Source organism: Massilia sp. YIM B02443 (assembly GCF_030411955.1).
Lineage (GTDB): Bacteria > Pseudomonadota > Gammaproteobacteria > Burkholderiales > Burkholderiaceae_D > Telluria.
Genome location: NZ_JASNRA010000026.1, coordinates 55,154 through 74,001, shown reverse-complemented (window position 1 = coordinate 74,001; position 18,848 = coordinate 55,154). Strand labels below are relative to the sequence as shown.

Sequence of the window (18,848 nt, the reverse complement as noted above, 5' to 3'; positions counted from 1 at the left end):
TGTGGGGGTTCGAGTCCCTCCGTGGGCACCAAAAGCTACCGTTGTAAAATGCAGTATCGTAGGGTTGGCAGGTTCCCTGCCGACGCGGAAGTAAAAGCAGTGTTAGCAGTATCAGTGCCCACGTGGCGGAATTGGTAGACGCGCATGGTTCAGGTCCATGTGCCGCGAGGTGTGGGGGTTCGAGTCCCTCCGTGGGCACCAAACTCTACCGAACAAGTTTGACGGACCCCGTGTCCCGCAAAACGCCGTAGCCTTTGCAAGAGGGTTACGGCGTTTTGCGTTGTGCCCTCCTTTTTCGCGTTCAGTGTGCAGCCAGATCGTCCAGGATCGGACAATCCGAGCGCGCATCACCGTGACATGACGCCGCCAGCGTTTCCAAAGTACGCCGCATCGCCTCCATCTCCGCGATCTTGTGGTTCAGTTCCTCGATATGCGACTGCGCCAATGCGCGAACGTCAGCACTGGCGCGTCCCTTGTCTTCCCACAGCGCCAGCAGGCTGCGAATCTGTTCCAGCGAAAACCCCAGCGCACGCCCGCGGTGGATGAACTGCAGCACGCGCACATCGTGCTCCCCGTACACCCGATAGCCGGCGTCGCTGCGCCGCGCCTCTTTCACCAGTCCGATCGATTCATAGTGGCGGATCATCTTGGCCGTCACGCCTGACGCGCGCGCAGCCTCGCCGATGTTCATGTTTGAATGTTGACAATGGCCGTCCTGCATGGGGGTTTCTCCTGTTGTATTCAGGCGCAGGATACACCTTCCAACGATGGCAAGGTCAAGCCGGGACTTGACTCGGCGGCCTGATGCGCACAGCATGGAAGCCATGCAGATCCTCCGCTTCACCACAGGCATCGCGGCATTGGCCATCGCCGCCGCTTCCGCCAGCGCCGCACCCGCGTCCTACTACCAGTGGCGCAGCAAGTCCAACGGCCAACTGGCCTGTTCCCAGACCCCGCTCGGCGAAGGCTGGGAGCGCGCCAGCGGTCCGTATCGGGACGCGCGTTGCGAAAAACTTATTGTTGTTAAATAATGAAAGCGGAAGACGCCCGTCTTCCGCCACAATCAATGCGCTTTTGCGCAGACAACAGCGCATCCACGCCAGGAGACACGCATGTTTACCAGCCCGGAGCAGTTCGCCAACGCCACCAAGACCTTGTTCGACCTGCAGATGCAGACCTTTAACGCCGTCGCCAGCAAGACGGTCCAGGGCGTCGAGCAGGTCGTGAACCTGAACATGAATGCGGCCAAGAGTTCGATGGACCGCACCCTCAACGCCGGCCGCGACATGGCCCAGGCCGGCAACCCGAAGCAGGCGCTCGACTCGCTGGCCTCGACCCTGAAGCCGGACATGAGCAACGCCGCCGAGTACAGCGCCCGGCTCAAGGCCATCATCGACGAGATGCACGAAGAGTTCCGCAATGCCGCCGACACCCACGTGGCGGAAGCCAAGAACACGCTGTCGGCGCTGATCTACGACGTCACCCAGAACGTCAAGCCCGGTTCCGAAAACGCGGTCGAGATCATCAAGGCCGCGATCGACAACGCCTTCAAGGGCTACGAACAGGTCAGCCAGGCCACGCGCCAGGCGGTACAGAACGTGGAAGCGCAGTTCGAGCGCGCCAGCTCGATGGTGACGCCGTCCGCCGCCGCCAAGCCTGCGGGCGATGGCGGCGCGTCCCAATAATCCGCCAGTCAGTCTCCTGTCCGGCGCCCGGCTTTGCGGCCTATTGCGTCGCCGGACTCTCGATCCCCAGCAGATCTTCCAGCCGTGCCAGCGAAGCGTCGTCCTTGATCACGGAACGCAGCCAGGCGTGCAGCGGCTGCTCGCCCCAGCGCGCCGCCTTCTCGGCCAGGTAGGCGACCGGGCTGTGCGGCTCGGTGCGGCGGAAGAATTCGGCCACCTGGCGCAGCTGGGCCAGGGCCTGGTCACGGTGCTGGACCGGGCCGTCGACGCGCGAAAGCGATGCCACTGGCTGGGCGGCGCCGACCGTCAGCTGTGCTGACGGCGTGTCGGCAATCCCGGCTACCGGGAGGCCAGGCGTGACCAGGTCGATCACGTCCTGCAGCGCCGCGCGTCCGGCCCCGAAACTCGGGCCATCGACGCCCAGCACGGCGTCGATGGTCTGCTCCAGCCGGGTCACGGCTGCCAGGCAGGCTTCGCAATCGGCGAGCAGCGCCTGGCACGCGGCCGGCTTGAAACGCCCGCGTGCCGTTTCCAGTTCGGCCGTTGCCTCCGGCCCGCGGGCGCGCGCCACTTCCCACGCCTGCAACGTGAACGCGCCGTCTGCCAGCGGCGTAGTCTTGACCAGCGGCGCCACCCGTCCCGCGATCCAGGCCAGGTTGCCGATGCGGCGCTCATGGCCGTCTTCGTCCGGCTGCGGATGCAGGCCGTCCCAGTAGCGTGCGCACAGCGCCTCAACCAGATCCAGCCCTTCGGCCAGGCCGCGCACGCCGCCGGTCTTGGCATTGGCTTCCGCCAGCCACACCGCCAGTTGCAGATCCTTGCTGCGCGCCTCGATCAGCTGGGCGCAGCGCTTGCCGACGAACTTCCAGTCGGCCTCCTTCAGGGCCGTGACCCAGGCGCCCTGCTCCAGCGACGGGTCATCGGCCAGCCGTGCCCGCGCGATCTCGTCGACTTCGGGCGCGAAGGCGAGATCCTCGCCACAGGGATTGTCCGGCGCTATTGGCGCGAGCAGCGTTTCGATGTTCAGCATGGCGTCTCCTTATTCGATCGCGTACTTGAACTTGCCGGCGCGGGTGGCGCCGACCTTGACCCGGGCGATGGCGCCGCCTTCCATCATACGTGCCAGCACGCTGTCGGCGATCTCGGGCAGCAGCGTGCCGTTCAACACGTTGTCGACGGCCCGCGCGCCGGAATCGACTTCGGTGCAGCGTGCCAGCACCGCCGCTACCAAGCTGTCGTCGTACTCGAACTGCGCCTTGTGGTTGGCCAGCACGCGCGCGCCGATGCGGGCCAGCTTGAGACGGATGATGTTCGACAGCACCTCGTCGCGGATCGGGTAGAACGGCACCACCGTCAGGCGGCCCAGGAAGGCCGGCTTGAAGTGCTTTGTCAAGACAGGACGCAGCAGCTCGGACAGTTGATCGGGCGTGGGCAGTTCGCTTGCCGGCTTGTTCAGACAGGCCTGCATCAACTGGCTGGAACCGACGTTTGAGGTGAGGATGATGATCGTGTTGCGAAAGTCGATCTGGCGGCCTTCGGCGTCGTCCATCACGCCTTTGTCGAACACCTGGAAGAACAGTTCGAGCACATCCGGGTGCGCCTTCTCGGCTTCGTCCAGCAGCACCACGCTGTAGGGGTTGCGGCGCACGGCCTCGGTCAGCACGCCGCCTTCGCCATAGCCCACGTAACCCGGCGGTGAACCTTTCAGGCCCGAGACGCTGTGCGCCTCCTGGTATTCGCTCATATTGATCGTCACCAGCTTACGCTCGCCGCCATACAGGATGTCGGCCAGCGCCAGCGCGGTCTCGGTCTTGCCCACGCCCGAGGTGCCGACGAACAGGAACACGCCCTTCGGCTTGTTCGGGTCGTCCAGGTTGGCGCGCGCGGTGCGCACGCGCTGGGCCACCACGCCGCTGGCGTGCTTCTGGCCCAGGATGCGTTCGTCGAGCATGGCCTGCAGCTTGACCACGGTCTTGATTTCGTCCTTGACCATGCGGCCGAGCGGTATGCCGGTCCACGCCGCCACGATCTCGGCCACCGTGTGGCCGTCGACCTGCACCGGCACCAGCGGCGCTTCGCCTTGCAGTTGCTGCAGCCGTTCGGTCAGCGCGCGCAACTCACTGGTGGCGCCCTGCCCGCCGGCCGACTCCAGCTCGGCGCGCAAGCCGCCGATCTGGCCGGCCAGCGCCTGTTCTTCCTGCCAGCGTGCATTGAGGCCGGATTGTTCGGTGCTGGCTGCGGCGCGTTCCTCGGTCAGGATCGCCAGCGCGGCCGGGTCGCCCTGGCCGGCGCGGGCATCGCGCGTCAACGCGGCGATGCGCGCGTCGCAGCGTTCGATGCGGCGGCTGCAGTCTTCCAGCAGCGCCGGTGTCGCGCTCTGGCCCAACGCCACCTTGGCGCAGGCGGTATCGAGCACGCTGATCGCCTTGTCCGGCAGCTGGCGTCCGCTGATGTAGCGGTGCGACAGGCGCACCGCTTCGGTGATCGCGTCGTCGTAGATGCGCACCTTGAAGTGCTGCTCCATCAGCGGCGCCATCGCGCGCAGCATGGCGCTCGCGGTGTCTTCGTCCGGTTCCTCGACCTTGATCACCTGGAAGCGGCGGGCCAGCGCGGCATCCTTTTCGAAGTACTTCTTGTATTCGCTCCAGGTGGTGGCGGCGATGGTGCGCAGCTCGCCGCGCGCCAGTGCGGGTTTCAGCAGGTTGGCGGCGTCGTTCTGGCCCGCCGTGCCGCCGGCGCCGATCATCGTATGCGCTTCGTCGATGAACAGGATGATCGCGTGCGGGCTTTTCTTTACTTCGTCGATGACGTTCTTGATACGGTTCTCGAACTCGCCCTTCACGCTGGCGCCGGCCTGCAGCAGGCCCATATCGAGATTGTGGATCTCGACGCCTTTCAATACCTCGGGCACGTCGCCTTGCGCGATGCGCAGCGCCAGTCCTTCGACCACCGCGGTCTTGCCGACGCCGGCCTCGCCGGTCAGAATCGGGTTGTTCTGGCGCCGGCGCATCAGGATGTCGATCGCCTGACGGATCTCGGGATCGCGTCCGATCACGGGGTCAACCTTGCCGTCGCGCGCGCGCGCCGTCAGGCAAGTCGTGTACTGGTCCAGCGCCGGCGTCTTTCCGGCGGCGGCCTGGGTCAGTTCGGTGGCCGCATCGGCGCCGGCTTCCACGGCAACCGGCGCTTCCTGCTGCACTTCGACCGAGCCACGGGTCAGGCGCTCCAGGTCGTGCTTGAGGCGATCGAGCGGGAAGCGCGCAAACAGGCGCGACGCGCGCTGCGCCAGTTGCGCCAGCGACGGTTCGGTCAGCAGCGCCAGCAACAGATGCGCACTGCGGATCTGGTTCGGCTGACCGTTGCCAAGTGAGGCGATCAGCCAGGCATGCTCGAACAGCAGCGGCAGGTGGCGCGAAAACACCGGCGTGCGCGCGCTGCCGATGGCGAAACGTGAAACTTCGCGGCGCAGGTCCGCCTCGAGGCCGGTAAGGCTGATGTCGCAGGCGCGCGCGATCGCCGCCAGGTCGCTGCCCGGCTGCTCGATCAGGCCCAGGAACAGGTGCTCGACCTCGACCTCGTACTGTCCCAGCCCGACGCAGATGCTGGCGGCACGGGTGGCGGCGGCGCGGGTGGTGTCGTTCAACTTGCCGATCAGGGTCTTCAGGTTGATGTCCATCGTTGGCGGTCCTCCTGGTGGATGGTTGCGATGCACGCGCGGCCCGGGCCTAGGCCCGTGGCGGGCGCGCGCTCTTGCGGATCTCATAGTGCAGCGACGACGGCTGCAGCACGGCGTTGAAGCTGACCGGTTCCTGCAGTCCGTCCAGGGCAAGGCGCGCCTGGATCGCGATGTGCAGGCGGTTGACGTCGCCCGCATCCTGCTCGAGCGTGGCCTTGACGGCGCGCAGGCGCGGCTCGTGGGTGGCGATGGCGTCCTCGATGCTGGCGCAGACGGCGGCGCGGTCGGCGGCGCTGGTCAGGCACAAGCCGGCGAAGTCGATCACGCCGTAGCGCAGGATCGAGCCGCGCACGGCGGGATAGGCGTCCAGCGTGGCGGCATCAAAAGCGATGCGGGTGTTAAGCAGGGCTTCCAGGTCGCGCGCGACACCGTCCTTGATCTGGTCGATGTTGACCGGTGCGCCCGGGATGGCGCCCTCCCCACGCTCGCGCATCAGACGATCGAGCAGGCCCGGCGTGAAGCCTTTCATGCTGCCTCCGGAAGGTCGCGGGGATGTAAAAATGAAGAAGAGAGAAAAAGCGGCGGCCACCCGGCCGCCGCGGTGATGCCGGCGAACGCCGGATCAGACGATCTTGTTGGTCGCCAGGTCCCAGCCGCCCGAGGTGTTGCCGCCGGCGCCGCCGGTGACCTTCTGCTGGGTGTACTTCCACTTCACTTTCGAGAACTTCAGGCCCACCGATTCGGCGATGATGGTGCCTTCTTCGACGCTCGGGTTGATGCCGCCGATCAGGACGTTTTCGAGTTCGATCTCGAAGTACTTGATGCGGTCGCCCTGGCCGTCGGCGCGCATGAATTCGAGCTTGGCTTTCGGGATCGTCTTGCCGGCCGAGCAGGTCTGCAGCAGGATCGGCGAGGACAGGTCGGCCAGCTTGGTCAGCGTGATCTCCTGGTGCTCGCAGCGCTCGGCGGTGTGGCCGCCGCCGGTCGACGCGGTGGCCGAACGCGGTTGCGACACGCCCCATTTGACGGCGGTGCACTCGATCCAGTCCTTGTGCTTGTCGTCCATCGATTCGCCCTTGATCCCATCGATCTGCAGGTACACGTCAATTGCCATGTTCTACTCCAAGGTTGGTAATTACAGGTGGTTGAAAAAGTCAGCTTTTGGTCGACTGCGGAAGCTCCGCGACCAACCGGAGCGAAACGGAGAGTTCATCGAGCTGGAAGTGCGGCCTCAGGAACGACACGGCGCGGTACACACCGGGACGGCCCGGCACTTCGGACACCTGCACGCTGGCTTCACGCAGCGGGAACTGCGCCTTCTGGTCCTGGCTCGCGTTATCGTCGAGCAGCACGTATTGCGTCAGCCAGCGGTTCAGGTAATCCTCGACGTTGGAAGCGGCGGCGAAGCTGCCGATCTTGTCGCGCATCATGGCCTTCATGTAGTGCGCGATGCGCGAGACCGCAAAGATGTACTGCAGCTGCGACGACAGCACCGCGTTGGCATTGGCCGCTTCGTTGTTGTACTTGCGCGCCTTCTGCGCCGACTGCGCGCCGAAGAACGCCGCGTACGAAGTGTTCTTGCAGTGCACCAGCGAGATGAAGCCCAGGTCCGACAATTCCTTCTCGCGGCGGTCGGTGATCGCCACTTCGGTCGGGCACTTCAGCGCCACTTCGCCCTCGTCGGTCTTGAAGGTGTGGGTCGGCAGGTTCTCGACCAGGCCGCCGCCTTCGACGCCGCGGATCGCGGCGCACCAGCCGTAGTCCTCGAACGCGTGCGTCAGGCGCACGCCGAAGGAGTACGCCGCATTGCACCACAGGTACTTGGAGTGGTCGCTGCCGTCGACGTCTTCGACGTAGTTGAAGCCGTCGACCGTCATGCCGTCGGCCGGGTGGTACGGCAGGCGGCCCAGGAAGCGCGGCAGCGTCAGGCCGACGTAGCGCGAATCCTCGGACTCGCGAAACGCCTTCCACTTGGCGTATTCCGCGGTGTCGAACACCTTGGCCAGGTCGCGCGGCTTGCCCAGGTCGCCGAAGCTTTCGACCCCGAACAGTTCCGGGTTGCTGGAGGTGATGAAGGGCGCGTGGCTGGCCGCGGCCACGTGCGACATCTGCTCCAAGAAGTAGATGTCTTCGGGCTGGCGCGAGATCTCGAAGTCGCCGATCAGGGTGCCGTAGGGCGCGCCGCCGAAGGTGCCGAATTCTTCTTCGTAGATCTTCTTGAACATGGTGCTCTGGTCGAACTCCATGGCCGACTGGAAGTCCTTGACCAGTTCGCGCTTGGACGCATTGAGCATGCGGATCTGCAGGTTGCTGCTGGTGTTGCTGTTCTTGACCAGGTATTGCAGGCCGGTCCAGCTGCGCTCGAGCTTCTGGAATTCAGGCGCATGCATGATGGCGGAGAGCTGTTCCGAGATCATGCGGTCCAGTTCCGCCAGGCGCGCGTCGATGGTGGCCGACAGGTTCGAGGACATCACCATCGTCCCCTGCATCACCTGGCTGACCAGTTCGGAGATCAGGTCGCGCGCGCGTTCGTGTTCGCTGGTCGAACGCGCCACCCGGCTCTCGGCGACGATCTGGTCCAGCAGCGAGGTTTCCAGTTCCGGCGCTGCTGCGATATTGCTCGATTCGAGGACCGCCGCCATCTCATTCCTCCTTTGCGCCGCCTTGCTTGCGCAGGCTGTCGAGTTTTTCGGTATTGCCCAGCACTTCGGTCAGGATGTCTTCCAGCTTGTCGTTCCCGGCCAGCTTGTTGCGCAGGTCGGCCAGCTTGGTGCGGGCCTCCAGCAGCCCCGCCAGCGGCGCCACCTGGCGCACCACGGCTTCGGGACGGAAGTCGTCCATCTCGCGAAACTGCAGCTGCACGCCGAACTGGCCGCCCTCGTCGGACAGGTGGTTGTCAACCTTGAAGCTGGCCACCGGGGCCACCGCGCCCAGCACCTCGTCGAAATTACCGGCGTCGACGTTGACGAACTTGCGGTCCTTGAGGCGCTTCTTATCGACGTTCGGATCGTTGCCGAAGTCGCCAACCACGCCGACCACGAACGGCAGTTCCTTGTTCTCGATGGCGTCGCCGATCTCGACGTCGTAGGTCATCTGCACGCGCGGCGCGCGCACTTTCTGCAAGCGTTTTTGCACGCTTTCGTTCTTGGCCATGGCGACTCCAGTGAATTGAAGCGGGGTTGGAAAGACCGGCCGGGCGCCGGCTCGGGTTTTATTTGAGGACGTCGAACGGGCTGCCGCTTGCAGCAGCGGCGGGCTTGGACGGGCCTGCGACCGCCGGCTGCGATGGCGTGGTCTTGCGCGCCGGCGGATCCTTGCGCTGCGCGGTGCGCGACGACACCAGCACCTCTTCGCCCAGGCTGGAGCGCAGCAGCTTGGCCAGGTCCTGGGCTTCGCTGCGCACCGATCCCTGCAGGTTGTTCTTGCGGGTCAGGTCGGCCAGCGCCTTGCTGGCCACGCGCAGGCCGCTCACGGCCAGGATGCTGTAGGCCAGGGTGTCGTCGGGGTCGCGCGCCAGCGCTTCCTGGGCATTCGAGATGGCTTCGCCGTACTGGGTGGCGTCGAAGCGGATCTGGGCCATGCGCACCCACGGTTTCTTGTCGACCGGATGCGCCACGCTGGCCGACTTGAGCAGGGAGATGGCTTTTTCGCTCTGGCCGGAAGCCAGTGCAGCGTCGGCTTCTGCGTAGATGTTGGGCGACACGGCGGCAGACTGCCTGGCGCTCGAATTGGCATTCATGGTTTCGCACCCGGCCAGCGCGGCAGCGGCGGCGGCGAACAGCACGGGGTACAGACGGTGGCGGATCATGCTCGGCTCTCCAGGGGTGTGAACAAGCCACCATTATTCGCATCGCGTCTTCACTGAAATTGTGCAACGTCAATGATTAATAAGTTCCCTTGGTCGGTGTCGCATACGCGTCGGATTTGCGCCGCGTCAGTGCTGTTGCCGGTCGGGTCGGGTTCAATCCATCGCTGGTGCGCGCTAAACATTCCGAGGAGAAAGCATGACCACAGTCCGTCCGACCCTCACCCTGTGCTGCCTGTTGCTGGCCACTACGCTGGGCGGCTGCGGCGGGGGCGCACTGGAAGCCATCGGGCTGCGCAAGCCGCCCGAGCTGCCTGAACTGCAAAAGCCGCCACGCAACGTGCCGCTGCGGCTGCATGCGGCGCAGCGCCTGAATGTCGACGAGCGCGGCCGTCCGCTGGCGCTCGCGGTACGGGTCTACAAGCTGCGCCAGAAGGACGCGTTCGAGGCAGCGCCATTTGCTGCCTTCCTTACGCCCCAGGCGGAGCGCGAGAGCCTGGGCAACGACCTGGTCGAAGTGCGCGAGATCATGCTGGTGCCGGGGCAGCGCTACGAGAGCGTGGAAAAGGTCGGGCGCGAAGCGGGCGTGGTCGGCGTGGTGGCCCTGTTCCATCGTCCGGCCGGACAGCGCTGGCGAACCACTGTCAGCGCCGCCGACGCCGAACGCGACGGCGTCAACATCGGCCTGTTCGGCTGCGCCATGGGTCTGAGCGGCGCTGGCGCCAGCACCGCCTCGGTCGCCTCCGTGCGCTGTCAATAAGCTGCAACATTTCCCTGTCATCCTGATCAATCGAGCGAGGCCGACGTGAGCATGCCATCCAAGGTCTTATGGGGCGAAGGATTGTTCCTGCGCCCCCAGCATTTCCAGCAGCAGGACCGCTACCACGAGGCGCGGCTGAACCAGACCGCCTGCGCGCTACACCCGTATTGCTGGGGCGTGCGGCGCCTGGGCATCGACCTCGACGCCCTGCGCCACGACGTGCTGCGCATCGACGAACTGTCGCTGCTGTTCCCGGACGGCGAAGTGTATCGCGCCCCGGGAGGAGATCCGCTGCCGCTGCCGGTGCGCCTGGGCGAGCTGCCCGGCTCGCCGCAGACCGTCACCTTCCACGCCGCCCTGCCCTCGCTCAAGACCCACGGCGAAAACTGCAGCATCGGCGACGACGGGGTCGACTTTCCGGATGCGCCGACAATGCGCTACGGCCGCCACGAGCGCGAAACCCAGGACCTGTACACCCAGGCCGCCGATGCCCCGGTCACTTACCTGCGCAAGACGCTGCGCCTGGTGCCCGAGAGCGAGGCGCTGGAAGCCTACGAGAGCTTTCCGCTACTGCGCCTGCGCCGTGTGGCCACCGGCGGCTTCGAGCTCGATCCCGGCTTCATCCCGCCCAGCATGTCGATCGACGCCGTGAGCGGGCAAGCGGGCGGCCTGCATACCGGCCTGGCGCGGCTGATGGAAAAGCTGCTGGCCAAGGTCAACGCCCTGTACGGCGACCTGCGCGAGCCGAGCCGCAACGTGGTCGAGATCCGCGGCGGCGACGTCTCCTCGTTCTGGCTGCTGCACACCGCCAGCGCCGGCTATGCGGCGCTGGCCCACTACCTGCATCACCGCGAGCTGCATCCGGAGCGCCTGTACGGCGCCCTGCTGCAGCTGGCCGGCGGCCTGATGACCTATTCGCGCAGCTACCGGCTGGAAGACCTGCCGTCCTACGTGCACGCCGATCCGGGACCGCAGTTCGCGCGCCTGGACGGCATCATCCGCGACCTGCTCGACACCGTGATCTCGTCGCGCTATTTCACCATCGCTCTGCACAAGGACCGCCCCAACTACTACCTGGGCGCGCTCGACTCGGGCCGCATCAACCTGCAGACCACGCTGTACCTGGCGGTGTCGGCCGACATGGCGGCGCTCAAGCTGGTGGAAGCCGTTCCGCTGCAATTCAAGATCGGCGCGCCGGAAGACGTCGACAAGTTCGTGCTGTCGGCGCTGCCGGGCGTGAAGCTGGTGCACGCGCCGCAGGTGCCGGCGGCGATTCCGGTGCGGCCCGACACCTATTATTTCGTGCTCGAGAACCGCGGCGCGCTGTACGAATCGATGCTCAAGTCACAGTCGATCTCGATCTACGTGCCGGGCGGGCATGTGCCGGGCGGACCGCCGCCTGCCGCCCACGGCGCCGGCAGCCAGAATTCCTTGCATGGCGTCGTGCACAGCGCGCCCGGCATCCGCGACCTGCGGCTCGAACTGATCGCGGTGTCGGCATGAACGCCTTCATCGAGCGCCGCGCCGCGCCTGCAGGCGACCAGGGTGCCAGCCGTGTTCAACGGCTGGTGGACATCATGTACGAGGGTTTCCATGCGCTGTTCCTGCTGCAGAACGGCTGCGGGCCGCAGGACAAGGGCGCGTTCGCAGACAACATGACCGCCTTCCTGGCCGACGTCGACCGCAACGCCAAGGGACTGGGCATCGCGGCCGAGGACGTGACGGCGGCCAAGTACGCCTTCTGCTCGGCGGTGGACGAGATCATCCTGCGCTCCAGCTACGAGGTGCGCGAAGCGTGGGAAACGCGCCCGCTGCAGCTGCGCGTATTCGGCGACCAGCTGGCGGGCGAGCACTTCTTCCACCGGCTGGAAGACCTGCGCGCGCGCGGCGCCCAGCACGTCGAGGCGCTGGAAGTGTTCCATATGTGCCTGCTGCTCGGCTTCCAGGGCCGCTACGCGCTCGACGGCCGCGACAAGCTCGATTACCTGATCGCGCGCCTGGGCGACGAGATCGCGCGCATGCGCGGGCGCACGCGCGGGTTCGCGCCGCATGCCGAACGGCCGGACCAGGTGGTGAACCGGCTGCGCAGCGACCTGTCGCTGTGGGTGCTGGGGGCGGTGTTCGCTGTGGTGGGACTGGGCGGCTACCTGGGCTTCCGGACCGTGCTGGGACGCGAGACCGAGGCGACGCTGGCACAGTACAACGACCTGGTGAAGCTGCCGCCGCGGGCGGCGTATGTGACGATTACCTTGCCGTGATCGGGATGGCCGACCCACCGGCCAGATTGGTAATATCGTTGCCCCAAAACCGTCGTCCCCGCGAAGGCGGGGACCCAAGTCCGTTGCGTACCAACTGCATTACAAGCTATCGGTCTGCATGCAAACTTGGGTCCCCGCCTTCGCGGGGACGACGGCTCATGAGTTGGTAGCCAGGCTTTACTGAATCACCTTGAACTCGATCCTGCGATTCCTCGCCTTCCCTTCCGGCGTCCGGTTATCCGCCACCGGCCGATCGGGCCCCTCCCCCGACACCGCGATCGAGTCCGGCGCGATCCCCTGCCCCACCACGTAGGTCTTGACCGCCTCGGCGCGCGCCTGGCTGAGCGACAGGTTGCCGGCGCGCGAGCCGGCGTTGTCGGTGTGGCCGATGACCTCGACCCGCACGCCCTTGAGCTTGCGCAGCGCCGCCGTCATCTGGTCCAGCACCTCGGTCCCGGCCGGCGTCAGCGCCGCCTTGCCCGATTCGAACTCGATGATGCGGTCGGCCAGCGCGGTGTCCAGCACCGCCTGCTGCGACTGCACCACGCGCAGGCCGTTGTTGACGGTGTAGGTCGGATTCAGGCTGGCCGCGATCTCGGCAGCGATGCGCTGGCGCTGCGCTTCGTCGGCAACGTCGCCGCGCAGGCTGACGTTGTTGCCCTCCACTTTCAGCTGGCCGCCCTTCACCAGTCGCAAATTGGGCCCGATCAGGCGCCCGAGATACACATTCCAGTTGGCCGGCGTCGACACCGCGCCCACCGACAGCTGGTCGACCACGCGTCCGGCGCCGTACAGCGCGCGCAGGCGCTCCAGCAGGGCCGCCTTGCTCGCTTCGTCGGCGACCATGCCGCTGACCACCACCGGCGCTTCCGCAGTGCCGCCTTGGGTCACGGCCGCCGCCTGCGGATCGGCATGCGCGGCGCCGGCGGCCAGCCAGGCCGCCATCAACAACAGGGAAGTTTTCACGTCATGCTCCAATGAAGGTCTTCATGAACAGGTCGTGCGCCAGTCCCAGGGGCAGGTCGGGCTGGGCCAGGTGGCTGGCCAGCACGCGCACGTCGGCGTCGAACTGGAGCTGCTCGTCGATCCAGTCGGTGTCGCGCAGGTGCACCTGGAATTCGCTGCCCACCAGCGGGTCGATCACGGCGCGCAGCGTTTCGGCCAGGGCGGCGCAAAAGCCCACCACCAGCACCGGACGGTCTTCCTGGCGCGTGACGAACAGCGCCAGGTCGAACTGGGCGCGGCGCAGGAACGGCGCGATCAGTTCCAGCCAGAAGGCGGCCACGCAATAGCGCGCCGCGCCGTCCTGCGGCAGCGGCAGCACCAGGCTTTTGTGCAGTTCGGCCGGCTGGCTGTGCATCACCGGCTGCAGCAGCAATCCCAGCGCCAGCACCAGGCGCGCCACGCCGGGGCGCCCGAGCAGGTTGTCGAGCGAACCAAGCGTGCCGTGCTCCATCCAGCGCGCCAATCCTGCCTCGTCGCCCAGGCCGATGGCGCTGTCGGCGATCGTCTGCAGCCACGCCGCCGGATCGGTCTCGCCGAGCACCTTGGGGCAGATCTCTTCCAGGAACACCCACAACGGCGCGAACGCCAGCGGACAGCGCGCAACGAAGGCCGCCGGGTCGTTCACGGCCAGCGTGCGCGTGGCCAGGAATGGAAAGCGTCGCCCGGACTGGTCGCGGCTGGCCAGCAGGTGGCCGGCCACCGCGTGGTGGCGCGCCGGACCGACCAGGGCGAAGCTCACCGGCGGCATGGCGTCGTAGTGAAAGCGCCAGCGCGCATCCGACGGCAACAGAGTCATGACCTTGGCCAGCCAGCCGTCGAGCATGCCCATCACGGCGGTGTCGTTGGCCAGCTTGACGAAGTCGGCGCGCGCCGGCACCTTGCCGAAATAGCCGATACGGTCCGGGCGCATCACTGGACTCCCGCGCTGGCCAGCGCCGGCGCATTCGCGGGGGCAGGCTCTGGTGCTGGCGCCGCATCGCTGCGACCGACGATCGCCTGCGGCAGGCGCAGGCCGCGGAAGCCCTGGCCGCTGCCGGCACCCGATCCGCCCGACTGCGGACTGCTGACGATCTTCAGGTCGACCGCCACCGACACGTTGTTGGCGCTCCAGCGCAGCTCGTGCACGCCGTCGTCCTTGCGCTTGCGCTGGGCCGCCTCGAACAGGCGCTGCAGGCCGAACTGGCCGGGCTGGTTGAACAGCTCCACGGTGCGCCCGTCGAAGGTCACCGCCGACACGCGCGCCCCGGCCATCCCCTGCGGGCCCGGGTGCACCATATTGGTCCAGCTGGGCGGCGTGTTCCGGTAGCGCAGCTGCTGGCCGTCGATCTCGATCGTGTATTCGAGGGTGCCGGGCGCGCTAAGAGGCAGCACCTGGAACACCGTCTGCGCCGCGCCGCCGCTGGCCACGCCATTGTTCGACAGCGGCGCCACCCAGCCCGGGAAACTGGCCACCGCCTGGGGTACGAGCGCGATGCCGATGTCGGCCCAGGTGCGCGCCGCCAGCACGTCGCCGCGCCGCACCACGAGCGGCCCCATCGAGGTATTCACGAACCTGGCCACCGCGCCTTCGGGCCCGAACACCTGGCCGATCTCGTCCGGCGTGGCCTCGACGCTGGAGCTGGCGCTGAACGGGTACTTGGTGGCCAGGGTGCGCGTGAACGGCTCGACCACCTGCGCCTGCCAGGTCTTGTTGATCTCGGCCTCGGACGGCAGCACGATCATGGCGAAGGTCTGGGTCAGCGGGCGCACCAGCAGGGGCCGCAGCGCGCCCTTCTGGCTGTCGCTCATCCCGGTCAGCATCTGCTCGTCGACGTAGCGCAGCGCGTCGGCCAGTTCCGAGCCGCTGCCTTCCAGCGTCTGCTGCATGAACTGCTTGGCGCCGGGGCCGGGGTCGCCCTGGTTCTTCAGCTGGTTCAGGCGTGTGCGCAAACGCGACAGCGCATCCAGATAGCCGGTCATCAGCGAGGCTTCTTTTTCCTTCGCCCCGACCAGCCGCGCCACGCCGGCGAACTCGCGCCCGATCGGCCCTGCTCCCTGCGCCTGGCCCTGGGCCATGAGCGCAACCGGATCGACGGTATCGGCCAGCGTGCGCGCATCCGACGGCGCCCGGCGCAGGATCACTTCCTTGATCCACCCGATCACGCCACGCTCGGTCTTGCTCATCGCCGCGCGCGGCGCGCCCGGATTGTCCCACACCGTCTCGTCGTAGATGGTGCGCAGCAGCCTGGCGATGGGCGACGATTGCGGGTCGCCCAGCCGGTTCATGGCCTGCACGCTGGCGTCGAAGCCGCGCAGGTCGGCCACCGCCACGCCCTGCACGAACTTGACCCATTCGCGCGCGTAGTCGGCCTTGTACAGGTCGATCAGCGTCTTCTGGATCTGCTCCGGGCTGCCTTCCAGCGTCAGGTCGTCGCGCGCGGTGGTCTTCAACACCCAGTCGACCGTGTTCAGCTCCTTGTTGGAGGCGTCGCGGATCGCGCCGGCCACGAACTTTTCCCAGGCCGCGCGGGTGAAGGCGCCGCTGACCGCATGGCTGCCCGCCACCAGGCCCGCATCCTGTTCGCCCACGATGCGCGCCACCGTCACCGCCGGGAAGCGCGTCGCGGCCCGCGTCTTGATGTCGGCGTAGACGCGCTCGCGCGCCGGCGTGCCGCGCACCACGCGGCGCAGGTGCTCGCGGGTGGTGTCGAGCAGGCCGAGTTTCAGGGTCATCTGCGGCCAGGCCGGATCGTTGATCTGGTCCAGGTGGAAGCTCAATAGCCGCTCGGCGCTGCGGATCATCTGCTCGCGCGGCATGCTGCCGCGGTTCGCCGCCAGCCAGCCGCGCCAGTAACGGGTCAGCTGGTCGTTCAGGTGGCCCGGTTCGGCGTGCCGTTTGTCGCCCAGCATCAGGTAGGTCTTGAGGGCGTTGTAGGCGTCGCCGACGTTGGTGGGCGAGGCATCCTGGTAGGGCTGGCCGGGCTTCGGTGGAGCAGTCGGCGCCTGGGCGTTGGGGTCGAGCGCGGCGGCGTTGTTGTTCACCTCAAGCAGCATCGATTCCAGTGCGGCGGTGACCGGCTCCACCATCACCGCGCGCACCCCGGCGAAGTATTCGTCGCGCAGCTTGCGCTCGAGGGTCTCGCCCTGGTACAGGCCGAACGTCAGCGCCAGCGGCTGGTCTTCGGCATAGCGGTCCAGCTGCTCGATCCGGTCCTGCAGGATGTCGAGCGCTTCCAGGCGCGACTGCAAGTCGATGCGTCCGGCCTGGAGCTTCTGCACCTTCTCCAGGTCGGACTGCACGTTGGCCACCAGCTGGCGATTGCCCATATATGACCACGACCAGCTGCCCATCGCGCAGCCCAGCACGATGGTGGCGGCGAAGAAGGCGCCCACCTTCCAGCGCGCCGCCGACGGATTGGTATAGCGCTTGACCAATTCACGGTCGGCGAAGATCACCTTGCGGAACAGGTCGAGCAGGAAGAAACCGGACTGCTCGCCGGCGGCGTCGGGCGCCGTCCCTTTCTGCTCCTGCAGCGCCAGGTCGAAGCGGCTGGCCACGCGCCGACTGGAAAGGTCTTGCACGCTGCCTTCCTGCAGCGCGCTGGTGAAATAAAAGCCTCGGAACACCGGCTTGAACTGATAAGTGTTCTCTTCGAACAGCGTGGCCAGGAAAGCGCGCAGCGGGGTCTTGATCGCCGCGAATTCGAGCGGGAAGGTGAACACGCCGGGCCGCATCGCGCTGCTGCGGTTGGCCCCCATGCCGGCCAGGCTCATTTCCTTGAGGCCGTCGACCAGTTCCTCGAACTGGCTGTCGAAGAAGCCCAGCACGTCCACCGGCGTGGAGCGCCGGTTGTAGCGCAGCGTGGCGCCCCAGATGCGATCGCGCTCGGCGCGTTCGGCGCCGTGGAAGAAGTCCTGGAAGCCGGCGATCAGGTCGGCCTTGGTGAACACCACGTACACCGGCGCATGCACGCCCAGGCGCTCGGTCAGTTCCTGCACCCGGGTGCGCAGGTTCTTGGCCAGTTCGTGCGAGGCGGTGGCCGGACCCGCCATCAGTTCGGCCACGCTGACCGCGATCAGGATGCCGTTGACCGGCGCCCGGCTGCGGTGCTTGCGTAGCAGGTCAAGGAAGCCGAACCACTCGTTGCGGTCGTCGTCCTGCACCGAGTAACGGCCGGCGGTGTCGAGCAGGATGCCGTCGGTGGTGAAGAACCAGTCGCAGTTGCGGGTGCCGCCCACGCCCTGCAGCGCCTTGTTGCCGGGGATCGGGAAGGTCAGCCCGGAGTGGACGATGGCGCTGCTCTTGCCGGCCGCCGGATTGCCGATGATCATGTACCAGGGCAGCTCGTACAGCGCCGCGGCGCCGCGCGTCAGGCCCAGCTTCGAGGTCTTGATGGTCGATACCGCTTCCAGCAGATTCTTGCGCAGCACCGCGACTTCGCCGCGGCCGTCGGCTTCAAGACTGGCGTCGCCCTCGGCCATCGCCGCCAGCAGCTGCCTGGCCTTGCGCGCGCGCCAGGCGCGGTGCAGCATCCACCAGATGCCCCAGCAGGCCAACAGCACCAGGCCGACGATCGCAGCCCACAACAGACCGACGCCAAGCACCGCGGCGCCGATCATCAGGATGGCCGCGAGCGCGGCGATACCGATCACCGCCAGCACGCGGGTGTCGGTCAGGAACTTCCAGATTCGTGCCATGGCGGGATGAGTGTGGTTGCAAAGGGAGTGGACGGGAGCTGCGACAGATCCAGCAGGAAATGTCGCATGTCGAAGTCAGCCGGCATTTGAGCCGTCGCAACCCCCGCCGGACCGTATCAACGGCGCATCACTCCGCGCATCCGCAACTCGATGTGGCCGAAATCCATCATCTGCCAGCGCCCGCCCCAGGTCAGGCCGAGCGATTCGGCCACCTGGCCGTACAGCTGGTAGCCGCGCATGGCCCACGGATCCTTCTCCGAGATCACCAGCTTGCCGTCGCGCAGGAAGGCGCAATCGGCCGCCAGCCCATACTGGTGCCAGCTCTGGAACGCACGCGCATTGGTGACGTGGCCGCCCGCATTGGCCAGCTCGTCCTGGCGCGCCGGGCTGCGGTAGCCTTCCAGCAGTGCCATCTCGTAGCCGTGCTGTTCCTTCATGATCTTGAACGCCAACAGCAGCCGCGCGCTGAAGTCGGGATGCAGCAGGCCCCAGTTGCGGCTGGCGCCCACCAGCATCGGCCGCACCAGCTCCACTTCGCGGGTGGTGAACACATCCGGCGGTAGAGCGACCGGCGGCACCAGCTGCTCGCCGGCCAGCAGCGCTGCGATCTGCTCGTCGGGCAAGGCGTTGCTGCTTTCATACACCGGCAGCATGCCCGGTTTGCTCAATGCCAGCGCCAGCAGCGACGGCACCAGGATCACCGGCACCCCGACCGCCAGCAGCATGCGGTGACGGCGCGCACCGTCCACGATGCGCGCGCGCCAGTCGGTGGCGGCCTCTTCCAGCGCGGCGCCGGACTGGCGGCGCGCGTGATGCCAGGCCGGCGCCCGGCGCGCGAACAGGCCGCGCACGTTGAACACGCCACGCGACACCCATGCGCGCCCACCTGGAAAAAGCACAAGCCAGATCAGGCCGGATGCAACACAAACGTACAGAAGGGCGATAAAGATCAGCATGGAAGTCCCCAAGATTGTTTCTAATC

General features: G+C 66.9%; 17 protein-coding genes and 1 tRNA gene. 6 read left to right on the top strand and 12 right to left on the bottom strand.

Going from position 1 to position 18,848, the window contains the following annotated elements; translation table 11 throughout:
* The first annotated feature begins 116 nt into the window (after window positions 1-116).
* A tRNA-Leu gene (locus QPK27_RS21395) sits at window positions 117-201 on the top strand.
* Window positions 202-301: 100 nt separating this feature from the next.
* Here QPK27_RS21395 and cueR read toward each other — a convergent pair.
* Entirely contained in the window at window positions 302-691 is a 390-nt protein-coding gene (gene cueR / locus QPK27_RS21390) for a Cu(I)-responsive transcriptional regulator (protein ID WP_290420203.1), read from the bottom strand.
* A gap of 133 nt (window positions 692-824) precedes the next feature.
* Between cueR and QPK27_RS21385 the strand changes: the two genes are divergently transcribed.
* Together QPK27_RS21385 and phaP are read left to right on the top strand one after the other, a co-directional pair.
* Complete coding sequence (locus QPK27_RS21385) at window positions 825-1,031, top strand: hypothetical protein (protein ID WP_290420199.1); 207 nt, start codon at window positions 825-827, stop codon at window positions 1,029-1,031.
* Window positions 1,032-1,112: 81 nt separating this feature from the next.
* Window positions 1,113-1,685 (top strand): TIGR01841 family phasin, encoded by a 573-nt coding sequence (gene phaP / locus QPK27_RS21380; RefSeq protein WP_290420198.1) that lies wholly within the window; start codon window positions 1,113-1,115, stop codon window positions 1,683-1,685.
* A gap of 40 nt (window positions 1,686-1,725) precedes the next feature.
* Here phaP and tssA read toward each other — a convergent pair whose 3' ends face one another.
* The 7 genes from tssA to QPK27_RS21345 form a co-directional block, all read right to left on the bottom strand.
* Window positions 1,726-2,715, bottom strand: coding sequence for a type VI secretion system protein TssA (gene tssA, locus QPK27_RS21375; protein ID WP_290420197.1), 990 nt, complete (start codon window positions 2,713-2,715; stop codon window positions 1,726-1,728).
* Between the two features lie 9 nt (window positions 2,716-2,724).
* A complete protein-coding gene (tssH, locus tag QPK27_RS21370; protein WP_290420196.1) occupies window positions 2,725-5,361 on the bottom strand; it encodes a type VI secretion system ATPase TssH in 2,637 nt (878 codons plus the stop codon).
* A 49-nt stretch (window positions 5,362-5,410) separates the two neighbouring features.
* Window positions 5,411-5,890 (bottom strand): type VI secretion system baseplate subunit TssE, encoded by a 480-nt coding sequence (gene tssE, locus QPK27_RS21365; RefSeq protein ID WP_290420195.1) that lies wholly within the window; start codon window positions 5,888-5,890, stop codon window positions 5,411-5,413.
* Window positions 5,891-5,983: 93 nt separating this feature from the next.
* Window positions 5,984-6,475, bottom strand: coding sequence for a type VI secretion system tube protein Hcp (locus QPK27_RS21360; RefSeq protein ID WP_290420194.1), 492 nt, complete (start codon window positions 6,473-6,475; stop codon window positions 5,984-5,986).
* 40 nt (window positions 6,476-6,515) lie between these two features.
* Complete coding sequence (gene tssC / locus QPK27_RS21355; RefSeq protein ID WP_290420193.1) at window positions 6,516-8,003, bottom strand: type VI secretion system contractile sheath large subunit; 1,488 nt, start codon at window positions 8,001-8,003, stop codon at window positions 6,516-6,518.
* Window position 8,004: 1 nt separating this feature from the next.
* Window positions 8,005-8,514, bottom strand: a complete 510-nt coding sequence (gene tssB, locus QPK27_RS21350) for a type VI secretion system contractile sheath small subunit (protein ID WP_290420192.1) — start codon at window positions 8,512-8,514, stop codon at window positions 8,005-8,007.
* Between the two features lie 58 nt (window positions 8,515-8,572).
* Window positions 8,573-9,169, bottom strand: coding sequence for a M48 family metallopeptidase (locus QPK27_RS21345; RefSeq protein ID WP_290420191.1), 597 nt, complete (start codon window positions 9,167-9,169; stop codon window positions 8,573-8,575).
* 196 nt (window positions 9,170-9,365) lie between these two features.
* On the opposite strand from QPK27_RS21345, the gene tssJ reads away from it, so the two are divergent.
* The 3 genes from tssJ to icmH are packed head-to-tail and all read left to right on the top strand — an operon-like array spanning window position 9,366 to window position 12,184.
* Window positions 9,366-9,926 carry a type VI secretion system lipoprotein TssJ gene (gene tssJ, locus QPK27_RS21340; protein WP_290420190.1) on the top strand — a complete coding sequence of 187 codons (561 nt, stop codon included), beginning with the start codon at window positions 9,366-9,368 and terminating at the stop codon, window positions 9,924-9,926.
* Between the two features lie 45 nt (window positions 9,927-9,971).
* The gene (tssK, locus tag QPK27_RS21335) at window positions 9,972-11,429 is read left to right on the top strand and encodes a type VI secretion system baseplate subunit TssK (RefSeq protein ID WP_290420189.1); all 1,458 of its coding nucleotides are present in this window, start codon (window positions 9,972-9,974) and stop codon (window positions 11,427-11,429) included.
* Entirely contained in the window at window positions 11,426-12,184 is a 759-nt protein-coding gene (icmH, locus tag QPK27_RS21330) for a type IVB secretion system protein IcmH/DotU (protein WP_290420188.1), read from the top strand. The genes tssK and icmH overlap by 4 nt, the downstream gene beginning before the upstream one ends.
* 177 nt (window positions 12,185-12,361) lie before the next feature.
* Here icmH and QPK27_RS21325 read toward each other — a convergent pair whose 3' ends face one another.
* The 4 genes from QPK27_RS21325 to QPK27_RS21310 form a co-directional block, all read right to left on the bottom strand.
* A complete protein-coding gene (locus QPK27_RS21325; RefSeq protein ID WP_290420202.1) occupies window positions 12,362-13,129 on the bottom strand; it encodes an OmpA family protein in 768 nt (255 codons plus the stop codon).
* A gap of 22 nt (window positions 13,130-13,151) precedes the next feature.
* Window positions 13,152-14,099, bottom strand: a complete 948-nt coding sequence (gene tagF, locus QPK27_RS21320; protein WP_290420187.1) for a type VI secretion system-associated protein TagF — start codon at window positions 14,097-14,099, stop codon at window positions 13,152-13,154.
* Entirely contained in the window at window positions 14,099-17,866 is a 3,768-nt protein-coding gene (gene tssM, locus QPK27_RS21315) for a type VI secretion system membrane subunit TssM (RefSeq protein ID WP_290420186.1), read from the bottom strand. The genes tagF and tssM overlap by 1 nt, the downstream gene beginning before the upstream one ends.
* Window positions 17,867-17,982: 116 nt before the next feature.
* Window positions 17,983-18,822 carry a M15 family metallopeptidase gene (locus QPK27_RS21310; RefSeq protein WP_374047100.1) on the bottom strand — a complete coding sequence of 280 codons (840 nt, stop codon included), beginning with the start codon at window positions 18,820-18,822 and terminating at the stop codon, window positions 17,983-17,985.
* Window positions 18,823-18,848: the final 26 nt, after the last annotated feature.

Bases quoted from the DNA above. Each gene is read 5' to 3' on its own strand.
- cueR (WP_290420203.1), bottom strand. From the start codon at position 691: ATGAACATCGGCGAGGCTGCGCGCGCGTCAGGCGTGACGGCCAAGATG.
- QPK27_RS21385 (WP_290420199.1), top strand. From the start codon at position 825: ATGCAGATCCTCCGCTTCACCACAGGCATCGCGGCATTGGCCATCGCC.
- phaP (WP_290420198.1), top strand. From the start codon at position 1,113: ATGTTTACCAGCCCGGAGCAGTTCGCCAACGCCACCAAGACCTTGTTC.
- tssA (WP_290420197.1), bottom strand. From the start codon at position 2,715: ATGCTGAACATCGAAACGCTGCTCGCGCCAATAGCGCCGGACAATCCC.
- tssH (WP_290420196.1), bottom strand. From the start codon at position 5,361: ATGGACATCAACCTGAAGACCCTGATCGGCAAGTTGAACGACACCACC.
- tssE (WP_290420195.1), bottom strand. From the start codon at position 5,890: ATGAAAGGCTTCACGCCGGGCCTGCTCGATCGTCTGATGCGCGAGCGT.
- QPK27_RS21360 (WP_290420194.1), bottom strand. From the start codon at position 6,475: ATGGCAATTGACGTGTACCTGCAGATCGATGGGATCAAGGGCGAATCG.
- tssC (WP_290420193.1), bottom strand. From the start codon at position 8,003: ATGGCGGCGGTCCTCGAATCGAGCAATATCGCAGCAGCGCCGGAACTG.
- tssB (WP_290420192.1), bottom strand. From the start codon at position 8,514: ATGGCCAAGAACGAAAGCGTGCAAAAACGCTTGCAGAAAGTGCGCGCG.
- QPK27_RS21345 (WP_290420191.1), bottom strand. From the start codon at position 9,169: ATGATCCGCCACCGTCTGTACCCCGTGCTGTTCGCCGCCGCCGCTGCC.
- tssJ (WP_290420190.1), top strand. From the start codon at position 9,366: ATGACCACAGTCCGTCCGACCCTCACCCTGTGCTGCCTGTTGCTGGCC.
- icmH (WP_290420188.1), top strand. From the start codon at position 11,426: ATGAACGCCTTCATCGAGCGCCGCGCCGCGCCTGCAGGCGACCAGGGT.
- QPK27_RS21325 (WP_290420202.1), bottom strand. From the start codon at position 13,129: ATGGCGGCCTGGCTGGCCGCCGGCGCCGCGCATGCCGATCCGCAGGCG.
- tagF (WP_290420187.1), bottom strand. From the start codon at position 14,099: ATGCGCCCGGACCGTATCGGCTATTTCGGCAAGGTGCCGGCGCGCGCC.
- tssM (WP_290420186.1), bottom strand. From the start codon at position 17,866: ATGGCACGAATCTGGAAGTTCCTGACCGACACCCGCGTGCTGGCGGTG.
- QPK27_RS21310 (WP_374047100.1), bottom strand. From the start codon at position 18,822: ATGCTGATCTTTATCGCCCTTCTGTACGTTTGTGTTGCATCCGGCCTG.